This window comes from Methylobacterium sp. P3_A11, assembly GCF_056403155.1.
Genome location: NZ_JBFUGA010000005.1, coordinates 1 through 24641 on the forward strand (window position 1 = coordinate 1; position 24641 = coordinate 24641).

Here is a 24641-nt window from a genome sequence, read left to right on the forward strand (position 1 = left end):
GCCGTCGAGCCGCGGGTGCGGCGTCGCTGGCGGCCGCCGGCCCTCGCTCGCCTCGGGCGGCGCCCCGCCCTTCTCGTCGCCGGCGCCGTGATCCTGCTGCCGGTCCTGGCGCTCGCGCTGTTCCTGATCGCCGCGCTCGTGACCCTGCCGCCGCTCGGCGGCGCCGTGGTCGAGACCGGCCAGCGGGCGATCACCGTGGAGGCCGATGACGGCCGGGTCTTCGCCACCCGCGGCAGCTTCCGCGGCCAGAAGCTCACCGCCGCCGACCTGCCGCCGCACCTCGCCCAGGCGATCGTGGCGATCGAGGACCGGCGCTTCTACAGCCACTGGGGCATCGACCTCCGCGGCCTCGTCCGGGCGGCGTGGCGCAATTTCCGCGGCGGCGGCGTGCGCGAGGGCGGCTCGACGATCACCCAGCAATATGTCCGGCTGATCTCCCTCAACCAGGAGAAGACGCTCTGGCGCAAGGTGCAGGAGGCCATCCTGGCGCTGCGGGTCGAATCGACCATGAGCAAGGACGCGATCCTGCTCGGCTACCTCGATTCCGCCTATTTCGGCGCCGGCGCCTACGGGGCCGACGCGGCGGCGCGACGCTATTTCGGCAAGCCGGCCAAGGCCCTGAACCTGCCGGAATCGGCGATGCTCGCCGGGCTGGTGCGGGCGCCCTCGCAGCTCGCCCCGACGCGCAACCTCGGCGGCGCCAAGGAGCGGGCCGATGTGGTGCTCCAGGCCATGGTCGAGTCCGGCGCGATCACGCAGACCGAGGCGGATGCGGCGCGCAAGCAGAGCGTGACCCTGAAATCACCCCCTGAGGCGCCGCCCGGCACCAACTACTTCCTCGACGTGATCGCGGGTGACGTGAAGCGCCTCGCCGGCACCGACGGCGACATGACGGTGCGCTCGACCCTCAACCTCGACCTGCAGAGCCTCGCCGAGGGTGTCGTCGCCCGCCGCCTCGACAAGGACGGCGCCCGCCGCAAGGTCGGCCAGGCCGCCATGGTGGTCCTGTCGAAGGAGGGGGCGATCCTCGCCATGGTGGGCGGCCGCGACTACGAGGACAGCCAGTTCAACCGCGCCGTCCAGGCCAAGCGGCAACCCGGCTCGCTGTTCAAGCTCCTCGTTTACCTGACCGCCTACGAGAAGGGTTACACGCCGGACTCGGTGCTCGTCGATCGCCCGGTCCAGATCGGCGAATGGGAGCCCGAGAACGACGACGGGCGCTACCGCGGCTCGGTGCCCCTGCGGACCGCCTTCGCGCTCTCGATCAACACGGTCGCCGCCCAGCTCGGACAGGAAGTCGGTATTCCGGCGGTGATCGCCACCGCGCGCAGGCTCGGGATCCAGTCGGACCTGCCGAACGTGCCGAGCCTCGTCCTCGGCTCCGGCGCGGTCAGCCTCTTGGAGATGACCCGTGCCTACGGCTCGGTCCTGTCCGGGCGAACCCCGCTCCAGGCCTACGGAATCCAGGCGATCCGGGGCGGGGCGCCGCAGCCGCTCTACGTCCGCACGGACCCGGCGCCGGGCTCGACGCTGGCGCAGGGGCCGCGCACCATGATGCTCGATTCGCTGCAGGCGGTGGTGGAATCCGGCACCGGCCGCGCCGCGCGGGTGCCGGTCCAGATCATCGGCGGCAAGACCGGGACGAGCCAGGATTTTCGCGATGCATGGTTCGTCGGGATGACCCCCGACCTCGTGGTCGGAATCTGGGTCGGCAACGACGACGACAGCCCGATGAACCGCATGTTCGGCGGGGAGATGCCGGCCGGGATCTTCCACGACTTCGTCCAGCGCGCCGCGGAGAAGCTCGCGAAGGGCAAGCCCCGCCCCTCGGCGGAGCGGGCCGAGCCGGCCCGGGCGCCAACGCCCGCGGCGGAGCCCGTCGCGGCCGGCGAGATCCGCGGCGTGCCGGATGTGATCGACACCGGCACGCTGAACCTGCGCGGGCGCGTCGTCCACCTTCTCGGCGTCGTCGGTGAGCGCGGGCATCTCGCCCGCCAGCTCGCCAGCTACCTGCGCCGCCGCGAGGTGGTCTGCACGGGGATCGCCGACGGGGCGACGGCCCGATGCCGCATCGAGGGCGACGATCTCGCCGGGCTGATCCTGGCGGCGGGCGGGGCGCGGGCGTCGGAGGATGCGCCGCCGGACCTCCTCGGCGCGGAGGAGCAGGCCCGCGCGGAGCGCGTCGGCCTGTGGGGGCGGTGAGCCGCTAGGCCGCCCCGAGCTTCGCCAGCGTCCGCGGATCGGGGGCGCCGTCGAAGTAGCGTGCCAGCGCTTCGGCGAAGAGCGGCTCCCCGGGCACGGCGCGGGCGAACAGCGTCATGCTGGAGCGGAACTTCAGGTCGTCGGGCGATCCGAAGATCGCGTGGGCCGACCGCCCCGCGACGGCGTTGACCGCCGCCGTGCAGGCACGCAGGCGCGCGCCCAGCACCGGATGCGCCGCATAGGCCTCGGCCTCCCCCAGGGATCCGATCGCGTAACGCTGCGCCATCGGGCTCGCGCCCAGCCCGGCGATCTGCGGAAAGACGAACCACATCCAGTGGCTGCGTTTCGCGCCAGCCTTCAGCTCCACCAGGGCGCGGTCGTAGACCCCGTCCTGCGCGGCGACGAAGCGTCCGAGGTCGTAGGCGTCGGTCATGGTGCTGCTCCGATCGTCCGGTCCCGCTTCCTCGATAGCGCTCCGCCGGCCCCCGGGGCGGGCCGCCGCAGACGCAGCGTCCGGATTGGTGTAAACGCCGCCCATGCTCGGAACGCTCGTCGCCTTCATGGTCGCGAATCCGGCGATGAGCCATGCCATGACGGCGATCCTCGAGACCGTCGGCATGGCGGCCGCGCTGATCCTCCTGCGCAGCCCCCGCCCGGAAGGTATCGCGGCCCTGGTCGTGTCGACCTATTATTACGGCCGCGAGGCCGGCCAGCGGGAGCATGACATCAAGCATGCCGGCTGGGATGCCGTGCAGGCGCATCTCGGCGCCGAGTTCCTGTACGGGTGGTCGCTGCCCAACCTGCAGCAATGGGTGGCCCCGACCTGTGCGGCCTGGGCGGTCGCGAGCCTGATCTTCCTGTTCCGGTCGCGAACGGCGCGCGCCGCCACCGTTCGGGTGCTGAGACCCGGGCCGCCCTGAAGCGTGCGGACGAGCCGGGTTCGGCCCCGGCCTTCCGTGCTCAGGCGTGCAAGAGCGGACCATCCGACGGTCCGATCTCACTGCGGTCGCCGAGAAGCCGCCGTCCCGAGGCGATGATCTGGACGGTCTCGCGGCTGCCGCACTCGCGGCGCGCGAGGGCTTCCAGGTCGCGCAGGTAATCGATCACCGGGCGCCGCTCCCTGTCGCCGCGGCCGATCACCGGCTCGACCTTGGCGGTCACCAGCCCGGCAACCGACTCCCAGAATTCCGCCGGGCGGATTTCGGCGTTGTCGATCGAAGGTTCGTGCATCGCTCGTACCCTCCTGATTTGCAGCCGCCGTTGTCGAGCGCTTCATCGGCGCGCGCATTGACCCATGTTGGACCCGGCGCGCCGATCCGCGCCCATGCCGGACGGCTCGCGGCATCGTCATCCCGGGGTGGGGCGGAGGCAGCGAGACGGCCATGACCGGTCGCGCCGCCGCGCGTTTGTCTCGGATGGATCTGAGGGAGGCCGCCTGCACGCCGACGATATGTCAGCCCATCGCCGCCCCATCCCCGGGAAACAGCCGACCGCCGCCCGGGGAGTATCGCGTCCGCTCGATCGCCAAAGCCGTGAGCTTGCGCGTCGTCGGAAGTCTCGACACGCTGCTGTCCTATCTATTCACAGGGACCGTCCTGATCGCCGGCTCGATCGCCTCGACCGAGACTGCGACGAAGACGCTTCTGTACTAGCTGCACGAGCGCGGATGGGGCTTCATATCCCTGGGCCGCGCGTGAGCGACGAAGCCGTCGGGGAGTTCGCGATGCCCTCCATCATCGAAACCTTCGACAAGCGCACCTCCAAGACATCCGGCGCGCGAAGCGGGCCGAGTTCGAGGATGCAGGCGCCGATCCTGTCGGGACGGCCGGCCTGTTTGAGCGCGTGATGATCACGCGCTGGCGCAGACCCACTCGCGCCGGCACCTGCTTCCTGCCGGCGTCCCACCCCTGAAAGCCACGGACCGGAGTGAACAGCATGCCACAGATCGATGTCGGGGGAATCGGGTTCCGCTATCTCCTCGAAGGCCCCGGGGACGCACCCGTGGTCGCGTTCTCGAACTCCCTGGGTGCGACCCTGGAGATGTGGGATGGGGTTCTCCCCGCGCTCGCCGGGCACTTCCGCACGCTGCGCTACGACACGCGCGGCCATGGCGGCTCCGAGACCCGCGACCGGCCGACGGAGGTGGTGGACCTGGCCCGAGACCTCGCGGGCCTGCTCGACGCCCTCGGAATCGGCCGCGCCCACCTGGTCGGTCTCTCGCTGGGCGGCATGACCGTGCAGGCTCTTGCGAGCGCCGAACCCGGTCGCGCGCTCAGCGCGACTCTGATGGCGACGGCCGCCTACATGCCGAGCGCGCAGAGCTGGAACGAGCGCGCCGCGACCGTCCGCGCTCAGGGGACCGCGGCCGTGGTCGAGGCGACGCTGGGGCGCTGGTTCACGGCGGATTTCGCGCGGAACAATCCCGCGGCGATCCAGGCCGTCCGCGAGCGGTTCATCGCCTGCGATCCGGTCGGCTACGCGGTGAGCTGCGGCGCGATCGGGCGCATGGATCTACGGCCGGCCCTGCCTGCCATCGCAGCCCCGACCCTGGTGATCGCCGGCCGCGACGATCCCTCGACGCCCCCGGCCATGGCAGAGGAGATCTGCGGCGGCATCGCCCAGGCCGAACTCCTCGTCCTGCCCCGCGCCGCGCATCTGCTGGCCGTGGAGCGCGCCGAAGCCGTCGGCCGGTATCTGCGCGCCTTCCTGGACCGGGCTGCGCTGGAGGCGCGGCCGACGCGTCAGTGACAGGGTATGCCGGCCTCGGCGGGCGACATCCCGCGCGCCAGTCTCCGCCCGGTGTGCAACAGGGCCTTGCCGATGAGGGCGAGGGTCAGCGGGTCACCGTCCTTCGCCGCGAGGCCATAGGCGATCAGCAGACTGTCGCCGATCTCACCGAGCAGATCCGCCGAACCGGGATCCGGATCGACGGCCTGAGCGTCGCTCTCGGCACCGACCGTCGCCCCGTGCCCGTCACCCACCGGCCGTCCCGCCCCAGTCTCCCGCGACGCATCGGTGATGGCGCTCGTACCTGCCGGTTGAATCGTATTCGCTCCGTCCCCGGATCGGTTATTGCGCATCGTGTCGGTCCCTCAACCTCCCTCAGGTTGCACCCACAGGTTGCGGACCGTCAACTGCGTCAGCACGTCCCGAATGAGCGGTCGAGCGTCGCAGCTCGCGCCCTGTTCACCACGCCCGACCTTCCGCCAAGCGCGCGTCACACAGGTGAATTTCGGCTGACAGGCGCCCGAGAAGTCGGGTGCCCCACGACGTCGCCATCCTAAGCCACACGCCAAGGCAGCGACGGGGGCGTGGCAACGATCACGCCTGGACCGTCAGGCTCGAGACGCGATCAAAATTCAACTTTTAGATGCAGCGTCCAGAAATCTGCAGCCTGTAGAGGAGCTGGAGGACCGCCGGATACGCAACAAGGCCCCCGCGATGTTGTCGCGGGGGCCTTGCTCGTTCGCGCTCCTACGGACCGCCGGGTCGGGTTTACTTGATGAGGGCGAGCAGCGACTTGCCGGCCTTCGAGTTCAGCTCCTTGGCATCCAGCGTGCCGTCGCCGTCCGGATCGGCCAGCTTGAAGCGCTCGCCGACAGCCGCGAGGTATTCCTTCTTGTCGAGGGTGCCGTCGCTGTCCGGATCGGCCTGCTTCACACCAGCCTGGCTGAGGCGACCTTTCAGCTCGCGGGTATCGAGGGTGCCGTCGGCATCCTTCTCCAGCCGGTCGAAGGTCGCGGAGGCAACCGCCTCTACTTCCTTCAGGTCGACGGTGCCGTCGTTGTCGGTGTCGATCATCTTGACGGCGCTGGTGCCGCTTGCCGGCTTGGCCAGGGCGGCCGGGACAGACAGGCCGCACACCGCCAGGGTCACTGCCGCGAACCCACTGATGAAACGAAGGGTCATTGCCAAATGCTCCTAAAAAATGCTGCCCGAACTTCCTAGTCATCGAGGTGGCGTGCTGCAAGTGCGAAATGAGCCGATGCGGGCGGCTCGGTGCGTCCTGGGGCTGTCGCGTCAGGGGCGGGGTGACCGGGCTCGGCCGGTGACGCTGGTGGTACCCCTGTCGGCGGAGGGCGAACGGCGCGTCGATAGCCTTTCGGAAGCCACACCAGCACATGGATCGGCGGTCGTCATCGAATCACGCAGGCAGGAATTCCAACCGGCATCATCGGGCGAGATCCGGCCGACACACGACGCGCAGGACGTCGGAAGCGTGTCCAAGCGCCGCCTGATCATACCAAGTCGGTGGCTTCAACTCCTTGCGACGCCGCACATCGGTTCGAAAGGCTGGCATCCACGGCGTCGGACTGCGTCCTCGCCGCGGGTTCGGAGGCCCGCACTCTGGCCGTCTGGACCGAACGCGATTCGCTGCGGTGCAGCAATCGCAATGGAGGCGGCCCCGGGGGACGTCGGAAAGATCGGCGGCCCGCACGGCGTCGGTTGGCCGGCTGCCCGGGACTCGCCGTCCTGCGCGAAGACCCGGCCGGGTCTTCGCGATCATCTTGTTCACCCGTCCGTCTCCCACTTCCGGGCGAGACGGGTCCGAGCGGATCAGGCCAGCGTCGCCAGATCCTGAAACCAGTGCTGTGCCTGGACATAGTTCTTCACCCGCGGCGACAGGGCATGCGGGTTGGTGTCGTGGACCACCCAGACCTGCACGGCGTCGTCGACGACGATCTCGTGGATGCGGGCCAGCAGCTTGTTCTGTTCCGTCACGTCGAGGCTCGCCTTCACCTTGTCGCAGAGGGCATCGACCTCGGGATTGCGGTAGTGGCTCCAATTCACCCCGTTCGGTGCGATCTGCCGCGAATCGTAGAAGCGCAGGATCGCGTAGAACGGGTCGGAGGTGACATAGGCAATGTTGCCGGCGCTCACGCCCTTGAGGCTCGGATCCGCGGCGCCCTGGCGCCACGCCGTGTAGGCCACTTCCAGTTCGACGGTCTTGAACTCGACCTGGATGCCGACCTCCGCCAGGCTCTGCTGCACGAATTCGTTGATCGGCAGCGACAGCATTTGCCCGGTGCCGCCGGTCGGGATCAGGATCGTAGCCTTCACGGGGTTCTTCACCGAGAAGCCGGCCTCCTCGACGAGCTTGCGCGCCGCGTCGACGTCGGTCTTGATCTTGAAGCCCGGCTTACCGAACCACGGACTCGATTCCTGGACCTGCCCAACCGCCGGCTGCGCGAGGCCGCCCATCAGCTCGACGACGCCCGCGCGGTCGATGGCGAGGTTGGCGGCCTTGCGCAGGCGCAGGTCGCGCCAGGGCGACCCCTCCAGCATCGACAGGTGGTAGTTCCAGACATGGGGCGTGTCGTTGCCCACGACCCGCATGCCCGCGGCCTTCAGGCGCGGGACCGCATCGGGCGCCGGCGCCTCGATCAGGTCGACGCTGCCCGACAGGAGCGCGTTCACCCGGGCGAGATCCTCCGGCACGCAGGTGAGGGTCAGCTTCGCGAGCTTCGGGACGCGTTTCGGGTTCCAGTAACCGGCGTTCGGCAGCAATTCGAGGCGCACCCGCGGCACCAGCTGTCCCATCCGGAACGGCCCCGTCCCCGAGGGCTCGAAAGCGAACTTCGCCCAGTCCTTGCCGACTTTCTCGTACTGCGCCGGCGAGGAGATCAGGAACCAGAGCATCTGGTAGGGGAACAGGCTGTCCGGGCTTTTCGTGATGACCTGGATGGTCTTGGCGTCGAGCTTCCGGTAGCTCGCGACCCCGGGCAGGCGGGGGCGGACCTGAGCCGCCTGCCGCTGGTCGAAATGCGGTGCCTCCTTGTTCAGCACCTTGTCGAAGTTCCAGATCACCGCGTCGGCATCGAAGGCCGAGCCGTCGTGGAAGGCCACGCCCTCCCGCAGGTGGAACGTCCAGACCTTCGGATCGGCCGGATCGGCTTCCCAGGCGGTGGCGAGACCGGGCACCATCTTGCCAGGCCGGTCCGAGACATCAAGTTCCCAGGCGACCAGGGGATCGTAGAGGGTCAGGCCGGTGAATTGGTATCCGCCCGCGCCCCGGTCCGGCTGGCCTGTGGTGAGCGGCAGATCGGTCATCGAGATGCCGTAGGTCAGGGTGCCGGGGGCCGCGCCCTGCGCGCCGGCCCGGCCCGCCGCCCCGAACGCGGCCAGGGCGACGCCCCCGGCCATCAGTGAGCGGCGTGTCGGCTTGATCGGGTCCATCATGTCTCTCGGCTGAAAGCGGATGCGCTGCACGGAGCGCCCTCGCCCTCAGGCGCGCCGCGGCGCTGCCCGGGCCGTGACCTCATGCTGCATACAGTATGATGCACGCATCGTGCCCAACCGCCGGAGCCCGGCGGCCGGGGCGTTCACGCCTGCCAGACCTGGCCGGGCCTCAGGGCCACGAACCGTTCGGCCGGGATATCGGCGTCGAAGAGCGCGGCCGACAGCGCCTCCGCGGGACGCTCGACGCCCTCGTCGGTGAGCTGAAACGTGCCCCAATGGTGCCCGAGGGCCTGCTCGCCGCCGAGCAGCGCGAAGGCGGCCACCGCCTCGTCCGGGTTCACATGCTGCGCCTGCATGAACCAGCGCGGCTCATAGGCGCCAATCGGCAGGGTCGCGAGCCGGGGCGGGCCGAAACGGGCTCGGATGTCGCGGAAGAGCGCGCCATCGCCGAAGCCGGTGTCGCCCACATGGTAGTGCACGCCGCGGGGCGAGGTGATCACGAAGGCGCACCACAGCGCCATCCGCCGGTCGTTGACGCCCCGCGCCGACCAGTGGTTCGCCGGCGTCAGGTGGACCTGCAGGCCGTCGCCGAGATCGACCGACTGCCCCCAGTCGCGGGTCTCCACGTGCATCGTGTCGTCGTAGCCGCGCAGGATCGCGTCGTTGCCGAGCGGCGCGACGATCAGCGGCTGGTGCGCCTGCCAGATCCGGGCAAGGCTCGGCCCGTCGAGATGGTCGTAGTGATTGTGGGTGATCAGGACCGCATCGATCGGGGGCAGGTCGGCGAAGGCGATGCCCGGCGGGTTGACGCGCTTGGGACCGGCGAAGCGGACCGGGCTCGCGCGCTTGGCGAAGACCGGATCGATGAGGATGTTGCGGCCGGCGACCTGCACGAGGTAGCTCGCATGGCCGATCAGCACGACCCTCAGGCCGGCGACGCGCTCGGGCGGACGATCGGCCGGATAGGGGCTGGGAACGCTCTTCGGCCAGGTTTCGCGCTGCCGCTTGGCCTGCCAGCGCAGCACGTCAGGCAGCGACTTGTCGGTGGCCTGATCCGGCAGGAAGAAGCGCAGGCCGTCGAAATGATCGGAGGTCGGCCCGCGGTAATAGGGATTTCGGCCGCGCCGATGCGCGGCATAGCCGACTCCGCCGAGCGTCATCACCGTGGCCGCACTCGCGACCGTGAGCAGGCTGCGCCGTTTCATGGACCGGAGATGGCAGGAAGCGCGTCCCGGTCAAGCGCCCGGGCGGCGCGGCGGGGCGCCTCAGGCGTGCCGGGACGCGGTCGGGCTTATTCGACCAGCTCGGCGGCGAGCGACAGGCGCGCCCGGTAGACCACCTTGCCGACTCCGTTGCGGACGCAGGCGACGTAATCCTGCCGCTCGACATCCGGCAGCATGTCGCGGGCGATCGCCGACATGATCCGGGTCACCTTGGCGCGGGCCGCCGGCAGGTCCGGCAGGTCGAACCCGACCTCATCGTGGATCGGCTGTGAGCCGTCGTGCAGGTCGATGAAGAAGCGAGGCATCGGCGCGAAGCGTCTCAAGGAGAAGTAATCTGCCGGGAAGATTGGTCTCGCTATGGTTAATAACGTCTTACATTCGGCGTCCGAGGGTGACGCCGGGCCTCCGGTCAGGAGCGCCAGCGCAGCTCGCGGCGCTCCAGCGGATTGGCAAAGGGACGCCGGTCGCGGGCCGATTCGAGCGCCTCGCGCTTGAGCCGGAAATACCATTGCGACGGCAGGTCACCCTGGCCGAACAGGACCATGGTGGGCTTGCGGTCGAGCCCATCCTGGGCGTGCTGGAGCACCTGCTGGTCCTGGGTCAGGAACTGGCGCATCAGCGGACGCGCGATCGGCTTGAGCAGGTTCAGGACCGGCATGCTCCAGTAGAGGACGTTCGTGAGCAGCGTCCGATCCGGCGTCAGCGGCGTCGCGAAGGTGTAGTTCGCCACACACTTCTCCCCCGCGCGGATGCGCTCCAGGCGCACCCCCGGCAGGCGGAACTCGATCTCGACCTCGGGCACCCCGCCGAGCAGCCGGTAGACCGGCGAACTCGTCGTGGTCGCGTGGCTCGTCATGACGAAGCCGTGCGGCACCGGCTGAAAGGTCTTCACCTTCTCGCGGAGCTGCTTCGAGGGGCGGAACCACCAGGAATCGTGGACGAAGGCGACGTGACCGGGATCGACGAGGCTCAGGGTCGTGAGGTCGAAGGAGGCCTCGACCTCCAGTTCGACGACGAGGGACCCGGCCGGCTCGAAATCCAGCTCCGGAACCGCCGGCACATCTCCGGCGGCGGAGCCCAGATGCGGGTTCACCCAGAGGAAGCCGGCGCTCTCGCGAACGGGAAAGCGCTGGACCTGGATGCGGGAGAAGTCGGCGACATCGTGCTCCGACAGGGTCGGCACGTCGCGACAGCGTCCGTCGGTGCCGAAGCGCCAGCCGTGGAACGGGCACATGAGCGTGTCCCCGTCGAAGCGGCCCTTCGACAGGGCCATGCCGCGGTGGGGACAGCGGTCGCGCAACGCGAAGGGCGTGCCGTCGGGGGCGCGGCCCAGCACGATCTGCTCCCCGTTCAGGGCCACGGCCCGCAGGCCCGACGTCCCGGCCAGCCGGCCCCCCGACCGGCCGAGGCTTCGGGACTGCCCCACGCAGTACCATGCATTGCCCAGGGGCTGGCGCATCGCATCGGGGTCGAGGGCGGCCTCGTCGGCGACAGGCGGCGGATCGGCGAGGGACGCGGTCAAGGCGGTTCGGGCTGCCATCGGGACGCCCGTCATACGCCCCGGGGAAGGAGCGGGAAAGCGCCGGCCGGGGGAGGACAAACGGGCGCAGGCCCGGGACTTCACAAGCCCGGCGCGGCCACCTACCTTCGCGTCATCCGCAACCAACGAAAGGAGGTGATCCAGTGTCTCATTGTCATCAGCCGTGTGTCTCGGCTCATCGGACCTGGACCGTCGCCTCCGGCGCGTCGCTCTAAGACGCGTCAGAGACCCGATCTCGGGACGGTTCCGCCGGACGACACGGTTCGGCAATGGAAGGGCCACCCTCTCGGGTGGCCCTTCGGCATTTCAGGGTGCGGTTTCGGCCGGCCGTCAGCGACGCTGGGCCTGGAACAGCGGTTGGGCCAGCGCCTCCGTCCGGGCGCGCCACAGGTCACGCTCCTCGCGCAGGACGTCGCGCTCGCCCGCCAGAGCGAGCCGCTCGGACCGCAGCGCATCGCGCTCTGCGACCGCCCGGTCGCGCTCGGCCCGCATCTCCTCGCGCTCGATCCGGAACCGCTCCCGCTCGCCGCGGAACTCGTCGCGCTCGATGCGGATCTCCTCCTGCTCGGCCCGCAGATCCTCGAGCGAGCCGATCTCCTCCCGGATGTGCTCGCGGAGGATTCGGATCTCATCCGCAAGAATTGCCTGCAGCTCGTCCTGGCGCTCGGCCTCGACCCGGAGCTTGGCCTTGAGCATCAGGTTCTCGGCCATCAGCTCGGCGATGTCGGGATCCTCGATCGCAGCCCGGGGCGCCTCGGCCGGCTGCACGACCCGGGGCGACCACGCCGCGTCGCCGGCGCGAACCCGCTTGGGTTCCGGCAGGGGCTCCTCGGGCCGCGCCTCGACGCGCAGCTCCGACGGCGCCTGGGCCTTCATCGCCGCAAGCCAGTCGCGCAGCGGACCGGTCGCAGGAAAGTTGCCGGACTCCGGCGGCGTGAGAGAGCGGGCGGGTTCCGACATCGGCGGGCGTCCTGAGCGAATACGGACCGAAGACAATCCCAACATGCTTAACGATCGGTAAAAGTTAACTCCGCCCGCTGACCCAATTCCGGGCTTCGGGCTCGCGCAGCGGACCGGCACCCCGGCGAAAAATTGACTTTCCGCCCGGGTGCGGCTACGCCCCGCCCTCCCGATCCGTTGCAGATCGACCCGTTCCAAGCCGACCGGTCCCCAGAGGCCGGAGGTCAACGCCCGACAGCGCGTCCGCGCCCTCGGGCGCGATGGGCGTTGGGCCGATCCGCGGCGACGGGACCCGCCGGGCGAGGCATCCGCATGACGCGAGAGCAAGAAGCGTTGAACATCGAGGACGCGATCAACGAGACCTGCCCCTGGTCGGGCAAGCCGATCTCGGCCGATTCGCTGACCCTCTACAACGGCGCCGTGGTGGGATTCTGCAACCCGGATTGCCGGGACAAGTTCGCGAGCGCCCTGCGCAGCTTCGAGGCCGCCCTCCAGGCGCGCCGCGTCGAGCGCGCCGGCCTCGAACAGTAACGGCGGGACTTCAGAATCATGTTCGAAGGCCTGTCCGACCGCCTCTCCGGCATCCTCTCGGGACTGACGCGCCGCGGCGCGCTCACCGAGGCCGACGTCACCGCCGCCATGCGCGAGGTGCGCCGTGCCCTGCTGGAGGCCGACGTCGCCCTGGAGGTGGTCCGCGGCTTCACCGACCGGGTGAAGGAGAAGGCCGTCGGCGCCGTCGTGCTCAAGTCGGTGACGCCCGGCCAGATGGTCGTGAAGATCGTCAACGACGAGCTCGTGGCGATGCTTGGCACCGATGCCGAGACGGTCGACCTCAACGCCCCCGCCCCGGTGCCGATCCTGATGGTCGGCCTGCAGGGCTCGGGCAAGACCACCACCACCGCCAAGATCGCGCGGCGCCTCTCCGACCGCGAGAAGCGCAAGGTCCTGCTCGCCTCCCTCGATACGCGCCGCCCGGCCGCCATGGAGCAGCTCGCGGTCCTGGCGAAGCAGGTCGGCGTCGAGTCCCTGCCGATCATCGCCGGACAGTCGGCGGTGCAGATCGCCAAGCGCGCCATGGATGCCGCGCGGCTGGGCGGCTTCGACGTGGTCATGCTCGACACCGCCGGCCGCACCACCGTGGACGAGGCCCTGATGGCCGAGGCCGCCGAGGTGAAGGCCGCGACCCGGCCCCACGAGGTGCTGCTGGTCGCCGACGCGCTGACCGGCCAGGACGCGGTCAACACCGCCCGCGCCTTCGACGAGCGCCTCGGCGTCACCGGCATCGTCCTGACCCGGATGGACGGCGATTCCCGCGGCGGCGCGGCCCTGTCGATGCGCGCCGTCACCGGCAAGCCGATCAAGCTCGTCGGCGTCGGCGAGAAGGTCGACGCGCTGGAGGAGTTCCACCCGGCCCGCGTGGCCAACCGCATCCTCGGCATGGGCGACATCGTCTCCCTCGTCGAGAAGGCGGCCGAGACCATCGACCACGAGCAGGCGCTCCGCACCGCGGAGAAGATGCGCAAGGGCAAGTTCGATCTCGAAGACCTGTCCATGCAGCTCGGCCAGATGGAGAAGATGGGCGGCATCGGCGGCCTGATGGGCATGCTGCCCGGCATGGGCGCCATCAAGAAGCAGGTCGAGGGCGCCAACCTCGACGAGAAGATGTTCAAGCGCCAGCGGGCGATCATCTCGTCGATGACCCCGCAGGAGCGGAAGAACCCCGACCTCCTCAAGAACAGCCGCAAGAAGCGCATCGCGGCGGGCTCGGGGGTCGACGTCTCGGAGATCAACAAGCTCCTGAAGATGCACCGGACCATGGCCGACATGATGAAGGCGATGGGCCAGGGCAAGCGCGGGATCGGGCAGGCGCTCGGCTCGATGTTCGGCCTGGGCGGCGGCGGGATGGGCGGCATGCCCGGCCTTCCCCCCGGCATGCCGGAGCCGACGCCGGAGCAGATCGCGCAGCTCGAGAAGCAGTTCGGCGGCAAGCTGCCTCCGATGCCGCCGGGCCTGGGCGGGGGCGGGATGCCCAAGATGCCGGGTCTTCCCGGCCTCGGCGGTCCGAAGCTTCCGGGTCTCGGCGGGTTCATGCCGGGGAAGAAGAAATGAGCCTCCTCTCCGCTCAAGCCGTAGATCCCGAACTGGCACGCCTGCGCGACAGCATCGACAATTTCGATGCGGCGCTGATCCATCTCCTCGCCGAGCGTTTCCGCTGCACGCAGCGGGTCGGCGAGTTGAAGGCCCGAAAGGGGATCCCCCCTTCCGATCCGGACCGGGAGGCCCGTCAGGTCGCCCGGCTCCGCAAGCTCGCGGTCGACGCCAATCTCGACCCCGATTTCGCCGAGAAGTTCCTGGCCTTCGTGGTCAAGGAGGTCATCCGGCACCACCAGTCGATCGCGGCGACGCACGAGTCGGCGACCGACACCGAGAGAAAGTCCTAAGTCATGGCCCTCAAGATCCGTCTCACCCGCGGCGGCGCCAAGAAGCGCCCCTACTACCGTATCGTCGTCGCCGATGCCCGCGCCCCGCGCGACGGCCGCTTCATCGACAAGGTCGGCGCCTACGACCCGATGAAGGCCAAGGACGATCCGGCCCGCATCGTGCTCGACAACGAGAAGATCCAGGGCTGGCTCGCCAAGGGCGCGCAGCCGACCGACCGCGTCCTGCGCTTCCTGGATCAGGCCGGCCTCGCCAAGCGCCCGACCCGCAACAACCCGCAGAAGGCCGAGCCCGGCGAGAAGGCCAAGGAGCGCGCCGCCAAGCGGGCCGAGAAGGCCACCGCGCCCGCCGAGGACGCCGCCGCGTAAGGCGCCTCGATCATGGCGCGCCGCCCCGCAGGTCCCTCCCCCCGCGACGGCGGCCGCCGTGGCCGCTTGAATGCGGCGATCGGCGCGATCGCGCCCGACGCCGCGACATCGCCCAAGGCGCCGGCCCCGAAGCCGGCACCGCAACCCGCGGCCTCCGACCCGAACCTCGTCCTCCTGGGCGAGTTCGGGCGGGCTCACGGGCTCAACGGCGAAGTCCGGCTGAAATCCTATACCGCCGACCCGTTGGCGATCGCCGGCTACGGCCCGCTCCTGACCTCCGACGGACGCACGGTCACGCTGTCGACGGTGCGCACGGCGCCGGGGTCGTCGCCCGACATGCTGATCGCCCGGGTGACCAGCGTCAGCGCGCGCAACGCCGCCGAGGCCCTCAACCGCGTCGCGCTGTTCGTCCCCCGCGACCGCCTCGCGAAGCCCGAGGATGACGACGAGGTCTATGCCGCCGACCTCCTCGGGGCCACGGCCGTGGACGAGGCCGGGACCGTCGTCGGAACGGTCGTCGCGGTGCCGAATTACGGCGGCGGCGACCTGCTCGAACTGCGCCCCGCCGCCGGCGGCGCGACCGCCCTCCTGCCATTCACCAAAGCGTTCGTGCCGGTCCTGGATCTGGCGCAGGCGCGCGTGACCGTGGTCCTGCCGGACGACTTCTTCGCGCCGGCGGGCGAGAAGCCGGCCGACGATCCTGGCTGAGGCGGCTCGGGGCATCCCGCTCCGGGATCGGAGCCGCTCAGCGCGGCGTCGCGGCGTCCCGACACGGGCGAATCGAGGACGGGCTCGGTCGGTCTTCGGGGGCGGGCGCCGCGAACACCGCCAGATAGGCGCCCCCGTTCAGGGGCTGGAATCCCGTCTCCCGGTAGCCCGCAGCGGCCAGCTCGCAGCGCAGGAGTGCCGGCGGCGTGCCGTGTCGGGAGGGGATGTCGTCCGCGTCGACGATGCCGATCCGGCCGCCCGGACGCATCGCCGGGGCGAGATTGTGGAGGAGCCCGAAGGGCTGGGCGATTTCGTGGTACATGTGCACGAGGATCGCGGCATCTACGGAAGCCGGGGGCAGGCGTGGGTCGTGCGGCTGGCCCCGCACCACGGTGACGTTGCCGAGGCCTGTCACCCGCCGTTCCAGGCTCGTCAGGTAGGCGGGGGTGACGTCCTCGGCCAGGACCCTGCCGCCCGGTCCGACCCGGGGACTCAGGCGCATCACGTAATAGCCGCTGCCGGCGCCGATATCGGCCACCGTCTCGCCGGGGGCGATGCCCATCCCGCGGGCGACCGCATCGAATTCGCCGGCCTTGTCGCGCGCGGCCTCCGACGACCATTGCGGTGCCACGATCTCGGCCACCGGCCGGTCGGGTTTCGGGAATGCCCCCGCAGGGGCGCCCGGAGGTGACAGAGACCCCGCCGCCAGGGCCGGTCCCGCCAGCAGGGCGGTGAGGAGGAGTGCGCGCCGGATCATCGCCGACAACCCGCCGCGGGGCCGAACGGTGCCCGCACCGTTGACCGTGCCGCACCCCGCGCGCGATCAAGCGCCATGACGCGCGCGGAAACGCCCTGGCGGGCCACGATCCTCACCCTGTACCCGGAGATGTTTCCGGGACCCCTCGGCCTGTCGCTCTCGGGCGATGCCCTCGCCCGGGGCGACTGGAGCCTGGAGGCCCGCAACATCCGCGAGCACGGGCTCGGCCGTCACCGCTCGGTGGACGACACCCCCGCCGGCGGCGGCGCCGGAATGGTGCTGCGCTGCGACGTGCTGGCCGCCGCCATAGACGCCGCGACGGGGGACGACGACCCGCGTCCCCGGCTGCTGATGTCCCCCCGCGGCCGGCCGCTGAGCCAGGCGCGGGTCCGTGCCCTGGCCAACGGAGCGGGCGTGCTGATCGTCTGCGGCCGGTTCGAGGGTGTGGACGAGCGCGTGATCGCCGGGCGCGGCCTGGAGGAGGTGTCGATCGGCGACTACGTCCTCTCCGGCGGCGAGATCGCCGCCCTCGCGGTGCTCGACGCCTGCGTCAGGCTCCTGCCCGGGGTGATGGGCAAGGCACAATCGGGCGTCGAGGAGAGCTTCGAGGGCGGGCTCCTCGAATACCCCCACTACACCCGGCCCCGCGACTGGGAGGGGCGGCCGATCCCGGACGTGCTCTCGGGGGGCAACCATGCCGCCATCGCCCGCTGGCGGCGGGCGGAGGCCGAGCGGCTCACCGCCGAGCGGCGGCCGGATCTGCCCGGAGCCTCCGATCAGGCGGCCTCCAGATCGATCACCGGGCCGTCGAGATCGTAATCCAACGGGTCGAGCAGCAGCGGCTGCGGCACCGGGCGTTCGAGTCGGCTCGCGAAGGCGAGGCTGGCCGTTAACGCACCGATAACCACAAGCAACGCGGACCAAACCGCCAATATCGCGGCGCTGGGAAGAGTCATAAGCGTACCTCAAACGCAACACGGTACAGCATTAAGGGTAACGGCTCGCGATTAATCGACTGTTCCCGGCCTCCGGACAGGCTGTCCCGGGCAGGGTCAAGCGGCGAAGACTGCTTGCGGGACAGACGCTTGCAAGCCGGCCGGTTTGGGCGCATGCGCGGATCCGGGAACTCCTCCCCACCGAGGAGCGCCCATCTGCAAGGATGGATCCGACATGACCAGCCGCCCCACGCAGCGACCGCGCGTGCCCCATTTCTCCTCAGGCCCCTGCGCCAAGCGTCCGGGCTGGACCCCGTCCGTCCTGGCCGACGCCGCCCTCGGCCGGTCGCACCGCTCGCCCCTCGGCAAGGCCAAGCTCGGCCGGGCGATCGACCTGACGCGCACGGTCCTGCAGGTGCCCGCCGACTACCGGATCGGCATCGTGCCCGCCTCCGACACCGGCGCCGTCGAGATGGCGATGTGGACGATGCTCGGGCCGAAGCCCGTCGAAGTCGCGGCCTGGGAAGCGTTCGGCAAGGAGTGGGTGACCGACGCCCTCAAGCAACTCAAGATCGATCCGCGCATCCACCAGACTCCCTACGGCGTGCTGCCGGATCTTGCGGCGATCGACACGAAGCGCAGCGACGTGGTGTTCACCTGGAACGGCACGGCGGCCGGGGTGAAGGTGCCGGACGGCGACTGGATCGCGTCCGACCGCGAGGGCCTGACGATCTGCGACGCCACCTCGGCGGCCTTCGCGCAGCCACTGCCCTGGGACAAGCTCGATGTCGTGACGTTCTCCTGGCAGAAGGTGATGGGCGGCGAGGCGGCACACGGCATGCTGGTCCTCTCGCCCCGCGCCGTGGCGCGCCTGGAAAGCCACGTGCCGGCCTGGCCGCTGCCGAAGGTCTTCCGCCTGACGAAGGACGGCAAGCTGATCGAGGGCATCTTCAAGGGCGACACGATCAACACGCCCTCGATGCTGGCCGTCGAGGATTACCTCGACACCCTGGCCTGGGCGGAGCGGATCGGCGGCTTGCGCGCGCTCCACGCGCGGGCCGACGCCAACGCCCGGGTGATCTACGACTGGGTCGCGCGTACCCCTTGGATCGCGCCCCTCGCCGTCGACCCCGCCACCTATTCGAACACCGGCGTCTGCCTCGTGATCGCCGACCCGGACGTGCTCACCCGCGGCGATGCGGCCGTCTCGGCCTTCGCGGCGGGGATCGTGGAGCGCCTCGAGCGCGAGGGCGTCGCCCTCGACATCGGCGCGTATCGCGACGCGCCGGCCGGGCTGCGGATCTGGTGCGGCGCGACGGTCGAGACGGCGGATCTCGAAGCGCTGACGCCCTGGCTCGATTGGGCGTTCGCGGAAGAGAAGGCGGCTCTGACGCGGGCGGCGTGACGGGGGCCTGACGGCGTCGAGAGCGACGCCTTTCCCCGACGGCCGGGGTTCGCATCGCGGCGGGACGCGCCAAAGCGAGCCCCGCGCATCCACGAACCGGCGGCCGTGATCCGTCAGGATCCGCGACAGGACCTGGAGCCCCGCTTCACGGTGCGCCCGTCGCGGCGGCGGACCCTGACTGGGCCAGCCCTCCGGTCCGAGAGGTGCCCCACGCGCGGCACGACCTGCCGCTGCCGGCATCGCGCAACCTGACCAAGACGTCGAATGTGCTCACGATGCAGTGCACGGAGCGCCCGTGCGGGTGCACGCGCACGGGTTGAATCCACACCGAAACCGTGCAGTATTCAAACCCATCGATCGAACCAATACAGCAAAGATTAAATATCGCGCTGCGGAAAGCGCCTCTTACGAGCCAGAGATCAGGAACACGTTCCCCCAAACCAGAAATCGAGAGGTCCCGCCATGGATCACGACACGATGCGCAGGGCGACCGCCGAGCTGTTCGGCACCTTCTGGCTCACCTTCGGCGGATGCGGGGCGGCGATCCTGTCGGCGGCCTTTCCGGAACTCGGCATCGGCTTCCTCGGCGTGGCCTTCGCGTTCGGCCTCACCGTGCTGACGATGGCCTACGCGGTCGGGCACATCTCGGGCGGACACTTCAATCCGGCGGTGACGCTGGGCCTCTGGTCGGCGAAGCGGTGCGCGAACCGGCACGTGCTTCCCTACATCGCCGCCCAGGTGATCGGGGCGATCCTCGCGGCAGGGGTGCTCTACACGATCGCAGCCGGCAAGGCCGGCTGGATCCCGAACGGATTCGCGGCGAACGGGTACGGCGATCTCAGCCCCGGCAAATACAGCCTCACGGCCTGCCTCGTCACCGAGTTCATGACGACGTTCTTCTTCGTGTTCATCATCGTTGGCACGACCTCGAAGGGTGCGGCCGTCGGCTTCGCCGGGATCCCCATCGGCTTCGCCCTGGTCCTGATCCACCTCGTCTCGATCCCGGTGACCAACACCTCGGTCAACCCGGCTCGCAGCACCGGTCCGGCCCTGATCGCGGGCGGCGCCTACGTCACGCAGCTCTGGCTGTTCTGGCTGGCGCCGATCCTCGGGGCGATGACCGCCGGAGCGATGGGGCGGTGGTTCTACGAGCCCGCGGACGTGGTGGAGACGCGCGTGATCGAGAAGCGCGCGGTGGCCTGAGAGTCGCGCGCGATCTTGATGCACGGCACCGCCGCCGGAGGCCCAGACATGAAAGACCCCGGCCCACGCGGAGCCGGGGTCTTTCCGTTCGGGAGGCACGGCCCCGCAGGGCCGCGCCGTCCGTCTCAGTAGTTGTAGGCGCGCTCGCCGTGATCGGCGATGTCGAGGCCCTCGCGCTCCTCCTCCTGCGTGACACGCAGGCCGATCGTCACGTCGACGAGCTTGTAGAGGATCGCCGAGCCGAGGCCCGACCACAGGAGCGTCAGGCCGACGGCCTCCGCCTGGATGATGAGCTGGCTCATCATGTCGTAGGCGCCGACCGCCAGTTCGCCCGGCTTGGAGGTGTAGTCGGGGATGCCGACGCCGCCGAGGTTCGGGTCGACCAAGATGCCGGTCGCGAGCGCGCCCAGGATGCCGCCGATGCAGTGGACGCCGAAGACGTCCAGCGAATCGTCGTAGCCGAGGGCGTTCTTCACGGTGGAGCACATCACGAAGCAGACCACGCCGGCGACGAGGCCCAGCACGATCGAGCCCATCGGACCGGCGAAGCCCGAGGCCGGGGTGACGGCGACGAGGCCGGCGACCGCGCCCGAGAGCATGCCGAGCAGCGACGGCTTGCCCTTGAGCGCCCACTCGGCGAACAGCCACGCCACCGCGGCGGCGCAGGTCGCCACGAAGGTGTTGAGCATGGCCAGCGCGGCGGTGCCGTTGGACTCGAGGTTCGAGCCGGCGTTGAAGCCGAACCAGCCGACCCACAGGAGCGAGGCGCCGATCATGGTCATGGTCAGGGAGTGCGGGGCGAGGAGATCGCGGCCGTAACCGATGCGCTTGCCCATGATCAGGCAGCCGACGAAGCCGGCGATACCCGCGTTGATGTGGACCACGGTGCCGCCCGCGAAGTCGAGGGCGCCCTTCTGGAAGAGGAAGCCCGCATCCTTGTTGACCGCGTCGAGGGCCGCCTGGGCGGTCGCCTTCGAGGCGTCGTCGGTGGCGGCGGCCAGCGCCTTCGCGGCGTTGCCGACGGCATCCGGGCCGGCCCAGTACCAGACCATGTGGGCCATCGGGAAGTAGATGACCGTGACCCAGAGGATCGTGAACACCACCAGCGCGGAGAACTTCATCCGCTCGGCGAAGGCGCCGACGATCAGCGCGGGCGTGATCATGGCGAACGTCATCTGGAAGCACAGATAGGCGTATTCGGGGATCACGACGCCGTTCGAGAAGGTCGCCACGGTCGAATTGGCGTCGATGCCCTTCAGGAACGCCTTCGAGAGGCCGCCCACGAAGTCGTTGAGGCCGCCACCGTTGGTGAAGGCGAGGCTGTAGCCGTAGAACACCCAGAGCAGGCCGACGATCGACACGATCGCGAACACCTGAGTGAGCACCGACAGCATGTTCTTAGTGCGCACGAGGCCGCCGTAGAACAGCGCGAGGCCCGGGATGCTCATCATCAGCACCAGGGCCGACGAGATCAGCATCCAGGCCGTGTCACCCTTGTTGGGGATCGGCGACGGCGGCGGTGACGCGGCTTCCGGAGTCGGCGTCTGGGCGAGGGATGGCTCGATCAGGAGGGCGGCGATGGCCGCCCCTCCCAAGCCGAGCATGAGGGCGTGACGAAGTTTCATGGGCACGTGGCTCCCGGTCTTAAATCCGTGTTGGTTCAGGAGGTCTGAGACTCTGCAGGCCCGGGCGCGCCGGGCCGCGGATCAGAGGGCGTCGGCGTCGGTCTCGCCGGTCCGGATGCGCACCGCCTTCTCCAGCGGCATCACGAAGATCTTGCCGTCGCCGATCTGGCCGGTGCGGGCGGCTCCCGCGATGGCGTCGATGACGCTCGATGTCAGGTCGGAGGCGACGGCGACCTCGATCTTCAGCTTGGGCAGGAAGCTGACCGCGTATTCCGCGCCGCGGTAGATCTCGGTGTGGCCCTTCTGCCGGCCATAGCCCTTCACCTCCGTCACCGTCAGGCCATGGACGCCGATACCGGTGAGCGCGTCGCGCACCTCCTCGAGCTTGAACGGCTTGATGATGGCCATCACGATTTTCATGGGCGACGCCCCCTTCGAAGTCCCTGGGAACCGTTGCCGTCACCCGACTTGCAGGACGACCCGGCCCGGATCGTCCGCAGGCTCGGGATGGCCCGCGGTTGGAAGCCGCTATTCAAGGACTATGCCAGGCAAGCTTGACCGGGAACATTTTCACCGATCGTCATTCTGCCCATGGATTAGCCCGTCTGGGCCAGATCCCGGGCAGGCCACGGGGATCGATCGCACAACGATGAGGCAATCGGTGAAAAATTGTGCATCCCCGGCCGTTGCGAGTTCGCAACACACGGATGAGATCGCGCTTTAATCCCTGACGGGGCGGATCAGCCCTTCCTGCGCGACCGAGGCCACGAGGTTCCCGCTTCGGTCGAAGATCTGACCCCTGGCGAAACCGCGGGCGCCCCCCGCGACCGGACTGTCCTGCGCATACAGGAGCCAGTCGTCGATCCGGACGGGGCGATGGAACCAGAGGGCATGGTCGAGGCTCGCGGCCTGGATCGTCGGATCGAACACCGAGCGCGCATGCGGGATCAGCGAGACGTCGAGCAGGGTCATGTCAGAGGCATAGGCCAGCACGGCCCGGTGCAGTGCCGGGTCGTCCGGGAGCGCCGAAGCCGCTCGCAGCCAGACATTGAAGACCGGCTCGGGCGGGCGGCCGCCCGCTCCGGCGGGGAGATAGCGGTTCAGGTCGACCGGACGGAGCGCGATCGGGCGCTCCCGTCCGAAATAGGCCGCGATGGCCTCCGGCATGTCGGTCCCGCCGGCCGATGCCAGGGCCTTGCCGTCGAGGAGCCCCTCCGGCCCCGCCACTTCCGGCATTGCGGGCTGGTGCGTGAGGCCGTCCTCCACGACCTGATAGGAGACTGTCGTGGCGAAGATCGCCCGACCATGCTGGATCGCCTTCACCCGGCGGGTGGTGAAGCTGCGCCCATCCCGGATGCGCTCCACCTCGTAGACGATGGGCGTCCGGGGATCGCCCGGCAGCAGGAAGTAGGCGTGCAGCGAGTGGGCCGGGCGATCGTCCGGAACCGTCCGGGTCGCGGCGACGAGGGCCTGCGCCACCACCTGCCCGCCGAAGACCCGACGCCACCCGGTCTTGGGATTCTGCCCCCGGAACAGGTCGACCTCCAGGCGCTCCAGGTCGAGGATGGCGATCAGTTCGGCGACGGCATCCGTCATCGCGTCGGTGTTGGCGTCGGTCATGACCCGCGGGGTTTCCGTTCGTTGTCCGCGTGCGACATAGGCTTTTCAGACGAACCAATCCACGCGTCCCGCACGCGCGAACCACACCGGAGATCCGAGCCATGACGGCCGAGACGCCCCGACCCGGCAGCCGCAGCCTCCTGATCGCCGGCGGCGGCCTCCCCAGCCTCGCCCTGGCGCTGGCCCTCAAACAGGCCCACGGCCCGGCGCTCGCCGTGACGGTGATCGATCCGGGCGCGGCCGATCCCGGGCGGCATCGCGGCCGCGCCTACGCCCTCGCGGCGGGCGGCCGGCGGATGCTGGGACAGCTCGGCCTGTGGACGCGTGTCGTCGGCGCGGCCGAGCCGATCGTCCAGATGGTGATCAGCGACAGCCGCCTCGCCGATCCGGTGCGGCCCGTCTTCCTCACCTTCGGGGGGGAGCACGAGGAAGACCGCGACGACGGTGAGCCCTACGCCCACATGATCGAGGCCGAGCCCCTCGCCGAGGCCCTGGGCGAAGCCTGCCGCGCGGCGGGGGTGTCGTTCGTCGACGCGGCCGTGGTGCGCGCGACGCCGGCGGGCGCCGCGATCCACGCGGTGCTGACGACCGGCGACAGTTTGCGGGGCGACCTGCTGGTGGCCGCCGACGGCGCGCGATCGCGGCTGCGCGAGGCGGCGCGGATCGGCTGGGTCGGCTGGTCCTACCCGCAGGTCGGTATCGTGGCGACCATCGGTCACGCGCGGCCGCATGGGGGGCGCGCCTTCGAGCATTTCCTGCCCGCAGGCCCGTTCGCGATCCTGCCCCTTCGGGACGGGGGCGCGCTGGGGCATCGCTCCTCCATCGTCTGGACCGAGCGGGCGGACGAGGCGGAGGCCCTGCTCTCCGGGGAGCCCGACGAGGTACTCCGGGAGATCGAGCGGCGGTTCACCCTCGATCTGGGCGACCTCGTTCTGGAACACGGCCCGAGCCGGCATCCGCTGTCCTTCGGCATCGCCCGGGCCTTCCGGGCCGAACGCCTCGCCCTGCTCGGCGACGCCGCCCACGTGATCCACCCGATCGCCGGCCAGGGTCTCAATCTCGGGCTCGCGGATGCCGCAGCGCTCGCTGAAGCCGTGACCGGCGCGCTGCGCCTCGGACTCGATCCCGGCGGTCCCGACATCCTGCGCGCCTACGAGCGTGCACGGCGGTTCGACAGCTTCGCCATGGCGGCGGCCACCGACGGATTGAATCGCCTGTTCTCGAACGACGCCCTGCCTCTGCGGCTCGCCCGCGACCTCGGCCTCGGCCTCGTGGACCGGCTGCCGGGGCTCAAGCGCTTCTTCATCGGTGAAGCCTCGGCCGCGCGCGGGTCGCGGCCGAGGCTGATGCGGGGGGAGGCGCTGTGAGCCTCGGGTCCGAGCCGCGTACGCAGCCAGGCGGCAGCTTGGCATCGCGGCGGGTTCGCGGCCTCCCCCTGCGCTGCCCCTGAGGTCGCCGGCCGCGCCCGACCGGTCG

At 70.1% G+C, this 24641-nt stretch carries 28 protein-coding genes; 14 read left to right on the plus strand and 14 right to left on the minus strand.

Annotated elements, in window-relative coordinates; all coding sequences use genetic code 11:
* The coding region (locus AC1DXK_RS02680) for a PBP1A family penicillin-binding protein (protein WP_477296747.1) at positions 1-2202 on the plus strand (2202 nt) is incomplete at its 5' end.
* A gap of 4 nt (positions 2203-2206) precedes the next feature.
* Here the strand turns inward: AC1DXK_RS02680 and AC1DXK_RS02685 are convergent.
* On the minus strand, positions 2207-2635 hold the full coding sequence (locus AC1DXK_RS02685; RefSeq protein ID WP_457104116.1) for a DUF1810 domain-containing protein: 429 nt from the start codon (positions 2633-2635) through the stop codon (positions 2207-2209).
* Between the two features lie 103 nt (positions 2636-2738).
* Between AC1DXK_RS02685 and AC1DXK_RS02690 the strand changes: the two genes are divergently transcribed.
* Positions 2739-3122 carry a hypothetical protein gene (locus AC1DXK_RS02690; protein WP_457104117.1) on the plus strand — a complete coding sequence of 128 codons (384 nt, stop codon included), beginning with the start codon at positions 2739-2741 and terminating at the stop codon, positions 3120-3122.
* 40 nt (positions 3123-3162) lie between these two features.
* Here the strand turns inward: AC1DXK_RS02690 and AC1DXK_RS02695 are convergent, their stop codons facing one another.
* On the minus strand, positions 3163-3432 hold the full coding sequence (locus AC1DXK_RS02695; protein WP_457104118.1) for a hypothetical protein: 270 nt from the start codon (positions 3430-3432) through the stop codon (positions 3163-3165).
* A gap of 152 nt (positions 3433-3584) precedes the next feature.
* Between AC1DXK_RS02695 and AC1DXK_RS02700 the strand changes: the two genes are divergently transcribed.
* The 3 genes from AC1DXK_RS02700 to pcaD all read left to right on the plus strand — a co-directional run bounded on the left by AC1DXK_RS02700 (position 3585) and on the right by pcaD (position 4950).
* Positions 3585-3854 (plus strand): DUF2061 domain-containing protein, encoded by a 270-nt coding sequence (locus AC1DXK_RS02700; RefSeq protein WP_457104119.1) that lies wholly within the window; start codon positions 3585-3587, stop codon positions 3852-3854.
* Between the two features lie 71 nt (positions 3855-3925).
* Positions 3926-4048, plus strand: coding sequence for a hypothetical protein (locus AC1DXK_RS02705; protein ID WP_457104120.1), 123 nt, complete (start codon positions 3926-3928; stop codon positions 4046-4048).
* Positions 4049-4137: 89 nt separating this feature from the next.
* Positions 4138-4950, plus strand: a complete 813-nt coding sequence (pcaD, locus tag AC1DXK_RS02710) for a 3-oxoadipate enol-lactonase (protein ID WP_457104121.1) — start codon at positions 4138-4140, stop codon at positions 4948-4950.
* On the opposite strand, the gene AC1DXK_RS02715 is transcribed toward pcaD, so the two are convergent.
* The 7 genes from AC1DXK_RS02715 to AC1DXK_RS02745 form a co-directional block, all read right to left on the minus strand.
* The gene (locus tag AC1DXK_RS02715; protein WP_457104122.1) at positions 4944-5183 is read right to left on the minus strand and encodes a hypothetical protein; all 240 of its coding nucleotides are present in this window, start codon (positions 5181-5183) and stop codon (positions 4944-4946) included. The genes pcaD and AC1DXK_RS02715 overlap by 7 nt on opposite strands.
* Positions 5184-5697: 514 nt before the next feature.
* Positions 5698-6111 (minus strand): CREC-EF hand family protein, encoded by a 414-nt coding sequence (locus tag AC1DXK_RS02720; RefSeq protein ID WP_457104123.1) that lies wholly within the window; start codon positions 6109-6111, stop codon positions 5698-5700.
* 648 nt (positions 6112-6759) lie between these two features.
* Positions 6760-8379 (minus strand): ABC transporter substrate-binding protein, encoded by a 1620-nt coding sequence (locus tag AC1DXK_RS02725; protein WP_457104239.1) that lies wholly within the window; start codon positions 8377-8379, stop codon positions 6760-6762.
* A 146-nt stretch (positions 8380-8525) separates the two neighbouring features.
* Positions 8526-9587 (minus strand): MBL fold metallo-hydrolase, encoded by a 1062-nt coding sequence (locus tag AC1DXK_RS02730; protein ID WP_457104124.1) that lies wholly within the window; start codon positions 9585-9587, stop codon positions 8526-8528.
* Positions 9588-9673: 86 nt separating this feature from the next.
* A complete protein-coding gene (locus AC1DXK_RS02735) occupies positions 9674-9910 on the minus strand; it encodes a DUF6894 family protein (RefSeq protein ID WP_457104125.1) in 237 nt (78 codons plus the stop codon).
* A gap of 104 nt (positions 9911-10014) precedes the next feature.
* Complete coding sequence (locus AC1DXK_RS02740; RefSeq protein WP_457104126.1) at positions 10015-11145, minus strand: Rieske 2Fe-2S domain-containing protein; 1131 nt, start codon at positions 11143-11145, stop codon at positions 10015-10017.
* 330 nt (positions 11146-11475) lie between these two features.
* Positions 11476-12105: an ATPase gene (locus AC1DXK_RS02745; protein ID WP_457104127.1), complete on the minus strand. Its 630-nt coding sequence runs from the start codon at positions 12103-12105 to the stop codon at positions 11476-11478.
* Between the two features lie 312 nt (positions 12106-12417).
* On the opposite strand from AC1DXK_RS02745, the gene AC1DXK_RS02750 reads away from it, so the two are divergent.
* From AC1DXK_RS02750 to rimM, 5 genes are read left to right on the plus strand one after another with little or no spacing between them, the layout of a single operon-like run.
* Positions 12418-12636: a glutathione S-transferase gene (locus AC1DXK_RS02750; protein WP_457104128.1), complete on the plus strand. Its 219-nt coding sequence runs from the start codon at positions 12418-12420 to the stop codon at positions 12634-12636.
* Between the two features lie 18 nt (positions 12637-12654).
* A complete protein-coding gene (gene ffh / locus AC1DXK_RS02755; protein WP_457104129.1) occupies positions 12655-14214 on the plus strand; it encodes a signal recognition particle protein in 1560 nt (519 codons plus the stop codon).
* Positions 14211-14546: a chorismate mutase gene (locus tag AC1DXK_RS02760; RefSeq protein WP_457104130.1), complete on the plus strand. Its 336-nt coding sequence runs from the start codon at positions 14211-14213 to the stop codon at positions 14544-14546. The genes ffh and AC1DXK_RS02760 overlap by 4 nt, the downstream gene beginning before the upstream one ends.
* Before the next feature lie 3 nt (positions 14547-14549).
* Positions 14550-14912: a 30S ribosomal protein S16 gene (rpsP, locus tag AC1DXK_RS02765; protein WP_457104131.1), complete on the plus strand. Its 363-nt coding sequence runs from the start codon at positions 14550-14552 to the stop codon at positions 14910-14912.
* A gap of 12 nt (positions 14913-14924) precedes the next feature.
* A complete protein-coding gene (rimM, locus tag AC1DXK_RS02770; RefSeq protein WP_477296754.1) occupies positions 14925-15620 on the plus strand; it encodes a ribosome maturation factor RimM in 696 nt (231 codons plus the stop codon).
* Positions 15621-15657: 37 nt separating this feature from the next.
* Here the strand turns inward: rimM and AC1DXK_RS02775 are convergent, their stop codons facing one another.
* Positions 15658-16377 (minus strand): class I SAM-dependent methyltransferase, encoded by a 720-nt coding sequence (locus AC1DXK_RS02775; protein ID WP_457104133.1) that lies wholly within the window; start codon positions 16375-16377, stop codon positions 15658-15660.
* A gap of 75 nt (positions 16378-16452) precedes the next feature.
* Between AC1DXK_RS02775 and trmD the strand changes: the two genes are divergently transcribed.
* Complete coding sequence (gene trmD, locus AC1DXK_RS02780) at positions 16453-17196, plus strand: tRNA (guanosine(37)-N1)-methyltransferase TrmD (RefSeq protein ID WP_457104134.1); 744 nt, start codon at positions 16453-16455, stop codon at positions 17194-17196.
* Here the strand turns inward: trmD and AC1DXK_RS02785 are convergent.
* The gene (locus AC1DXK_RS02785; RefSeq protein WP_457104135.1) at positions 17154-17333 is read right to left on the minus strand and encodes a hypothetical protein; all 180 of its coding nucleotides are present in this window, start codon (positions 17331-17333) and stop codon (positions 17154-17156) included. The two genes, trmD and AC1DXK_RS02785, sit on opposite strands and share 43 nt — an antisense overlap.
* 214 nt (positions 17334-17547) lie before the next feature.
* Between AC1DXK_RS02785 and AC1DXK_RS02790 the strand changes: the two genes are divergently transcribed.
* Together AC1DXK_RS02790 and aqpZ are read left to right on the plus strand one after the other, a co-directional pair.
* Entirely contained in the window at positions 17548-18717 is a 1170-nt protein-coding gene (locus tag AC1DXK_RS02790; protein ID WP_477296757.1) for a phosphoserine transaminase, read from the plus strand.
* 462 nt (positions 18718-19179) lie between these two features.
* The gene (gene aqpZ / locus AC1DXK_RS02795; RefSeq protein WP_457104137.1) at positions 19180-19920 is read left to right on the plus strand and encodes an aquaporin Z; all 741 of its coding nucleotides are present in this window, start codon (positions 19180-19182) and stop codon (positions 19918-19920) included.
* 125 nt (positions 19921-20045) lie between these two features.
* Here the strand turns inward: aqpZ and AC1DXK_RS02800 are convergent, their stop codons facing one another.
* The 3 genes from AC1DXK_RS02800 to tesB form a co-directional block, all read right to left on the minus strand.
* Entirely contained in the window at positions 20046-21545 is a 1500-nt protein-coding gene (locus AC1DXK_RS02800; RefSeq protein ID WP_457104138.1) for an ammonium transporter, read from the minus strand.
* Positions 21546-21626: 81 nt separating this feature from the next.
* Positions 21627-21965: a P-II family nitrogen regulator gene (locus AC1DXK_RS02805; RefSeq protein WP_010683623.1), complete on the minus strand. Its 339-nt coding sequence runs from the start codon at positions 21963-21965 to the stop codon at positions 21627-21629.
* Positions 21966-22265: 300 nt separating this feature from the next.
* A complete protein-coding gene (tesB, locus tag AC1DXK_RS02810) occupies positions 22266-23165 on the minus strand; it encodes an acyl-CoA thioesterase II (protein WP_457104139.1) in 900 nt (299 codons plus the stop codon).
* Positions 23166-23266: 101 nt separating this feature from the next.
* On the opposite strand from tesB, the gene AC1DXK_RS02815 reads away from it, so the two are divergent.
* Positions 23267-24532 (plus strand): FAD-dependent monooxygenase, encoded by a 1266-nt coding sequence (locus AC1DXK_RS02815; protein WP_457104140.1) that lies wholly within the window; start codon positions 23267-23269, stop codon positions 24530-24532.
* Positions 24533-24641: the final 109 nt, after the last annotated feature.